The sequence below is a fragment of the Acidobacteriota bacterium genome, assembly GCA_039030395.1.
In the GTDB taxonomy this organism is placed as follows: domain Bacteria; phylum Acidobacteriota; class Thermoanaerobaculia; order Multivoradales; family JBCCEF01; genus JBCCEF01.
Genome location: JBCCEF010000018.1, coordinates 95,806 through 102,592, shown reverse-complemented (window position 1 = coordinate 102,592; position 6,787 = coordinate 95,806). Strand labels below are relative to the sequence as shown.

Here is a 6,787-nt window from a genome sequence, read left to right as displayed (position 1 = left end):
CCAGAAGGCTGCTTTCCCCCGAGAATGCCCTTCGTGCCGCCCTTGAGGCCTGGCTAGGTCAACGCGCAGGAAGCAGTACCCCACAGAACCACCCCGCTTGTTGTGTTTTCTGACTCGGCTTGAGGTAAGTGTGTCTACGCGGCACCGGTTCGAGGTCGGATTTCGATCAGTTTCGTTCGGATTTCTCCAGAACGGTCCCGAGATCGCTCGGGTGCCGACCCTGCATTCGGGAGCGGAGTAGAAGCGGAGTCGAACCCTTCAACTCTTCAATATTCGGGTGGGATTTCGAGTAGACCGAGGGCTGCTTTCCCCCGAGATTCCCTTGAGTAGAGCAGACGTCTCGACCTTGCCCTAGAACGGAAAGAACACCGGGATCAACAAAGTCATCATCGCTAGCAGGACGATGGTGAGGGGCGTGCCCACTCGCAGATAGTCCATGGAGCGGTAGCCGCCGGCACCCATGACCAGGAGGTTGGCTTTGTGGCTGAAGGGGGTCATGAAGGCGGCCGAGGCGGCGACGCTGGCGCCCATCATGAACGGGTAGGGGCTAACTCCCATAACTTCAGCGGTTTGCAGAACAACGGGGGTGAGGAGCACCACCGCCGGGGCGCCGTCGAGACCTTGGCTGAGTAGGCTGGAGAGGACGATCAGGGCGGCCAGGACGGCGTGGGGGCCGTAGGGGCCGGCCAGTTCGCTGACCTGGTCGGCGATGAGCTGGGCGGCGCCGGTGCGCTCCATGGCAAGGCCGATGGGGAGCACCGCCGCCACCAGGAAGATGGCCCGCCACTCGATGGCTCGGTAGGCCTCCTGCATGGTGACGGCGCCAAAGAGCACCACTAGGGTGGCACTGGTGAAGGCGGCGACGTGGATGGGCTGGTAGCCGGTGACCACCATGCCGATCATCACCAGCAGGCCGCCGATGGCGATGGGGGCTTTGCGGGTACGGCGGGGCACTTCGGCGCCGGGGGAGAGCACCACGAAGTCCGGATCCGCCACCAGCCGCTGGATGCGTTCCCGGGGCCCCTGGAGGAGCAGGGCGTCGCCCACCCGCAGGGCGAGTTGCGCCAGGCGGGTGTGGATCGGCTGGCCCTCGCGCCACACGGCGAGCACCTGCAGGCCGTAGCGGTCGCGGAAGCCGAGGGCACCGAGGGTTCCGCCGACCACCGCCGAGCGCGGGGCGACGGTGGCTTCCACGATGCCGACGTCGTCCGATTCGAGGGCGTCGCCGGGCTTGCCCACTCCTTCTTCGAGTTCGATGTCGCCCAGGTCGACCAGGCTGGCCAGGCGGTTGGGCATGCCGGTCAAGAGCAGCCGGTCGTCCTCCTGGATGACCTCGTCCGGCGACAGAACGAGCAAGATGGAGTCGCTGCGCACGATGCCGGCGATGGCCGGGCCGGCGAGGTCGCCGAGGCGGCTGTCGGCCAGGCTGTTGCCGGCCAGCGGTGAGCCGGCGGGTACCCGGATCTGGAAGAGCTGATCGCGCATCGCGCTGAGGGCGGCGAAGCCCAACTCTTCGATCTCGGCATCCGGGATCTGCTGGATGCGTTCGAGGTCCTCCCGCGTGCCGAGGGCGAGGAGCCGGTCTTCCGCCTGCAGCTCTTCGGATCCCACCTGCCGCACGTGCAGCTCGTCGCCGCGCTGGAGGCCTATTACCACCAGCCCGTGATGCTTGCGGAAGTCGAGCCCCTTCAGAGTCTTGCCGACGAAGGCCGAGTTCGCCGGCAGGCGCATGCGGACGCCGCCGGACCCTCCCGAGGGAAGCGGAATGTCGGTGGTGGCGGCGGGGGTGACCTCGATGTCTTTGAGCTCGAGCATGGTGCGCAGGTCGCGCAAGCTGCCCTGCACCAGCAGGGAGTCTCCGGCCCGCAGCAGGGTGTCCGCCGCCGGCGCGGGCCGGCGTCTGCCGCGCCGCTCGATGGCGACCACCTGAGTGCCGAGGGCGGTGCCGAGCTTGGCTTCGCTCAGGGTCATGCCAGCGAGCGGCGAACCCTCTCGAACGCGTAGGGTGAACAGTTCCTGGTCGAGTTGGTAGACCTGCGCCAGTTCGCCGGCTTCGTGGAGCGCCGGGCCGTGGGTGTCGCGGGTGGGCAGCAGCTTGCGGCCGAAGGTGATCATGAACAGCACGCCGACGGCCAGCACCGGTAGGCCGATCGGCGCGAAGGAGAAGAGCGAGAAGGGCTCCATGCCGCGCTCTCGCAGCATCTCGGCGGCGAGGATGTTGGGCGGTGTGCCGACCAGAGTGGTGGTGCCGCCCAAGATGGCGCCGAAGGCCAGCGGCATGAAGAGGCGCGACGGCGACAGTTTCGCCTGCCGAGCCAGGGCCGCCACCGCCGGCATCAGCACCGCCGTGGCGGCGATGTTGTTCATGAAGGCGGAGAGCACGCCGGCGATCAGCATGAGGGTGATGATCAGCGGTATTTCCTGGGCGCCCACCCAGCGGTGGATGCGCGCTCCCACCATGTCCGCCAGCCCCGTGTGCAGCAGCGCCGCGCTGACGATGAAGATCGACAGCATGGTGATCACCGCTGACGAGGCGAAGCCCGTAAACGCCTCGTTCGGCTGCAGATAGCCGGTGAGGATGAGAAGGACCAGGCCGGCGAAGGCGGTCAAGTCGACGGGCAGTTTTTCGGTCAGGAACAGATAGACCATCGCCGCCAGCAGGACGAACAGGAAGCCGATTTCTAGGGTCATGACGCTCTCCGCGGGCTCAGCCGGCGACCTCTACTGCGCAAACACTTTCAGCGTCTTGCCGACGGTCTCCAGGATGTTGCGCAGTTCGTCGTAGTCCGGGTGGCGCATGCGCACCCAAGCGTTCGCCATGTAGCCGCCCTCGACCGGCTGGGTGGGGCTGCCCGGCGGCGGCAGGTGGGTGTCGATGACGCATTGGCCGTAGCGCCGCTGGAGTTCGTCGATCCCCTGGTAGCCGGCGATCCGCCCGTCGCGGTTCGGGCGCAGGGCGAGCATGCCGGCGGAGAACTGCCGCGAGGCCCGGTCGCCGCGGTGGCCGTGGACGATGGTCATCGCCCACTCGCGGTAGAGGTCGAGGCCGTTGGCGGCGGAGTAGATGTCCCACACGCCGACCCCCGGTGGCCGGCAGCCGATCTCCGAAAATTTGAGGCCCTTGGGCCCGAAGAACCACTCCATGTGGGTGGCGGAGGTGCCGATGCCGAGGATGCCCAGCACCTTACGGCCGAGGGTGCGCACCTCGCCGTAGCTTTCCGCGTCGACTCGGTTGGTGGTGATGAAGTAGGGGTTGATGGAGCGGTGCCGCATGGCGTCGAGCACCCGCGGGTAGTAGTGGGAGATGAACTCGTGCTCCGGCTTGCCGTCCACCGCCAGGGTGTCCCAGAAGCCTTCGTGGCCCTCGATGAATTCCTCGATCGCCACCGTGCCGCCGTGCCCCAGACGGTGTTCGTTGATGGCGTGTTCCAGGTCGCGGTCCGAGTCCACCCGCTGGGTGCCGGCGGCGCCGGCGCCGCTGCGGGGTTTGAAGATCAGCGGATAGCCGACCCGTTCGGCGAAGGCGCGGGCCTCCTGCGGGTCGTCGGTGCCGGTGGACTGGGCGCAGGGGATGCCGCCCTGACGCAGGGCTTCTTTCATCGCCGGTTTGTCGCGGCACAGCCAGGCGGTCTTCACCGAGGTGCCGGGAATGCCGCAGGCTTCGCGCACCTTGGCGACGGGCAGAATATGCGCCTCGACGGAGGCCTCCAGCCGGTCCACCCAGGGACCGCGCTTCTGGATTTTGCGCACGGCGTCGAGCATCGCGCCCTCGTGCACCACCGAGGGCACCTGCTCGTAACCGTCGAGCCAGGACTTGACGTCGTCGGACAGGTAGTCGACCGGCCGCTCGCCGATGCCGGTGACCCGCGCGCCGACTTCCTTCAGGGCGCGGACGTGCTGTTTCTGGTTGTAGGGAAAGCTCGGTTCGACAAAGAGAACATGCACGGGCGTTTCTCCTTTCCTATCCTATTCAGCCTGCCAGCCTTCGGTACAGTTCTTCGTAGATCTTGCCCTGGCGCCGCCAGGAGAAATCCTCGGCCATGCCGGCCCGCTGGATGCGCCGCCAGCTCTCCGGCCGGCCGTAGGCTTCGAGGGCCAGGTGTAGCGCCCAGTGGAAGCCTTGTTCATCGGCGTGTTCGAAGACGAAGCCGGTTCCTTCGCCGCTACCGGGATTCCACGGGCGGACGGTGTCCGCCAAACCGCCGGTCTTGCGCACGATGGGCGGCGTGCCGTAGCGCAGGCTGTACATCTGGTTGAGGCCGCAGGGCTCGTAGCGCGAAGGCATCAGAAAGATGTCCGCCGCCGCCTCGATGCGGTGGGCGATCTCTTCGCTGTAGGCGCGGATGAAGCACGCCTGGCCGGGGAATCGCCCCTGGAGAGCCTGGAAGCGCTTTTCCAGGCGCCGCTCGCCGGTGCCCAGCGCCACCAGCTGCACCCGGCCGGCGGCGAGCTGCTCCGAGAGGGCGTTGAAGGTCAGGTCGAGGCCCTTCTGGTGGGTCAACCGGGAGACCAGCCCGAGGAGCGGCCGGCCCTGGCGGTACTCCATGCCGAGGCCCTCGAGGAGCGACTGTTTGTTCTTCTCCTTGCCGGAAAGGTCGTCCGCCGTGTAGGGGTGGGGCAGGTAGGGATCGGCGGCCGGGTCCCAGTCGCCGTAGTCCACCCCGTTGACGATGCCGACCAGGCGATCCGAGCGCGCCCGCAGCAGTCCGTGCAGGCCGAAGCCGTAGGCCTCCGTCTGGATTTCCTGGGCGTGGGTGCGGCTCACCGTCGACAGGGCGTCGGCCCACAGGATGCCGGTTTTCAGGTAGCCGATGCGGCCGGCGTGGAGGTCGTCCTGGTGCAGGCGGCGGGCTTCCGAGCCGAGGCCCAGGTCGTCCAGGACCTCCGCCGAGAACACGCCCTGGTAGGCGATGTTGTGGATGGTCAGCAGGGTCCTTGTGTGGTCGAACAGCCGGTCCCAGCCGTAGAGCGCTTTCAGGTACAGCGGGATCAGCCCGGTGTGCCAGTCGTTGGCGTGGAGGATCTCCGGCGCCCATCCCATGCGCTGGCAACTCTCGATCACCGCCCGGCTGAAAAAGGCGAAACGCAGATGCTCGTCCGGTCCGTCGCCGTACAGGCTCGGCCGGTGGAAGAGGGCCGGGCAGTCGATCAGGTACACCCACAGGTTCGATTCCGGCAGCGGGGTGGTGAAGACGGAGTAGCGGAAACCGTGGGCTCCCAGGCGGATGGGCACATCCGTCAGGAAATCCACCCGATGGACCGGCGCGTCGCCCAGATCGATGCGCGAGTGGAAGGGCAGGAACAGGCGAACGTCGTGTCCGGCGCCGGCGAGGTAGCGGGGGAGGGCGGCGGCAACGTCCGCTAAGCCGCCGGTCTTGGCGAAGGGAGTGACCTCCGAGGCGGCGATGCAAATGCGCATCCAGGACCCCTAGACGACGGTGCCGGGCGGGATGGAGGCGCCGCGGTGGACGACGATCACCCCGTCGCGAATGGACCAGCCTTCGCCGTCCCCCTCTTCGATGCCCTTCTCGTTGGTCAGCACGCAGTCGTCGCCGATGCGGCTGTTGAGGTCGACGATGGCGCCGCGGATCCGGCAGCCGCGGCCGATGCCGACGGGCACCTTGTCGCGCGGGTCTTTCTCGAAGTCCGTCGCGCCCATCACCACGCTGTCCTCGATCACCGTTTCTTCGAGGATGATGGACCGGATGCCGACCACCGAGCGCGACACCTTGCTGGCGGCGACGATGCTGCCGTCGGCCAAAATGGAGCGGGTGGCCTCGCAGTTGCGGATCTTGCAGCCGGGCAGGAAACGCGGGTGGGTGAAAATCGGCCGGTCGGGGTCGTAGAGGTTCAGTTCCGGTACCGGCGTGGTCAGCTCCAGGTTGGCGCGGTGGAAGGTGCCGATGGTTCCGATGTCGCGCCAGTAGCCGCGGTGGATGAAACCGTAGCCCCGGTGGCTTGCCAGCGCCGCCGGGATGACCTCGCGGCCGAAGTCGTCATCCTCGCTGCCGTCGAGTAGCTCGTCGAGAACGCCGCGCTTGAAGACGTAGATGCCCATGCTGGCGAGGAGCATGCCGGGCTCCGCGTCCAGGGAGAGGGTGTCGACGGTCTCTTTGTCGAGGGTGAAACGGTTGATGACCTCCGGATCCTTCGGCTTCTCGACGAACTCCACGATCCGGCCGGTGCGGTCGAGGCGCATCACGCCCAGGCCCTGGGCTTCCGCTCGGCTCACCGGCTTGACCGCCACGGAGAAGTCCGCCTGGCGCTCCCGGTGCTCGCTGACGAAACTGTACAAATCCATTAAGTAGAGCTGGTCGCCGGACAGGATCAGGGTGTCTTCGGGGCGGTTGTAGTGCAGGCGCCGCAGGTTCTGGCGCACCGCATCGGCGGTGCCCTGGTACCAGTCGCGGTTGTTGAGGCTTTGCTCCGCCGCCAAGATGTTGACGAAGCCGGCGCTGAAATTATCGAAGCGATAGGTCTGGGCGATGTGCCGGTGGAGGCTGGCGGTGTTGAACTGGGTCAGGACGTAGACCTGTTCGATGCCGGCGTGCAAACTGTTGGAGATCGGGATGTCGATCAGCCGGAATTTGCCGCCGATGGGGACCGCCGGTTTGGCCCGATAGCGGGTCAGAGGCCATAGGCGAGTGCCCTGCCCTCCGCCGAGGATTGCGGTGACGACCCCTTTCATTTGGCACCCATTTGAGGGGCCGATCTTACCTAGAATCAAGGCGTTCGGCTAGTCCTTTGGGCCGGTTCGTCGGGCAGGGGAAGGGTGCCGGGGTGTTGT

Annotated in this window: 4 protein-coding genes; all 4 read right to left on the bottom strand. The window is 67.0% G+C overall.

Annotated features, from left to right (window positions below):
• Positions 1–351: 351 nt before the first annotated feature.
• Genes AAF481_15550 through AAF481_15535 form a run of 4 tightly spaced genes read right to left on the bottom strand, consistent with a single transcriptional unit; the run spans position 352 to position 6,688 of the window.
• Complete coding sequence (locus tag AAF481_15550) at positions 352–2,691, bottom strand: SLC13 family permease (GenBank protein ID MEM7482591.1); 2,340 nt, start codon at positions 2,689–2,691, stop codon at positions 352–354.
• A 30-nt stretch (positions 2,692–2,721) separates the two neighbouring features.
• Positions 2,722–3,945, bottom strand: coding sequence for an ATPase (locus AAF481_15545; protein MEM7482590.1), 1,224 nt, complete (start codon positions 3,943–3,945; stop codon positions 2,722–2,724).
• 25 nt (positions 3,946–3,970) lie between these two features.
• Positions 3,971–5,419: a glycogen synthase gene (locus AAF481_15540; protein ID MEM7482589.1), complete on the bottom strand. Its 1,449-nt coding sequence runs from the start codon at positions 5,417–5,419 to the stop codon at positions 3,971–3,973.
• 9 nt (positions 5,420–5,428) lie between these two features.
• Positions 5,429–6,688, bottom strand: a complete 1,260-nt coding sequence (locus AAF481_15535; GenBank protein MEM7482588.1) for a sugar phosphate nucleotidyltransferase — start codon at positions 6,686–6,688, stop codon at positions 5,429–5,431.
• Positions 6,689–6,787 lie beyond the last annotated feature (99 nt).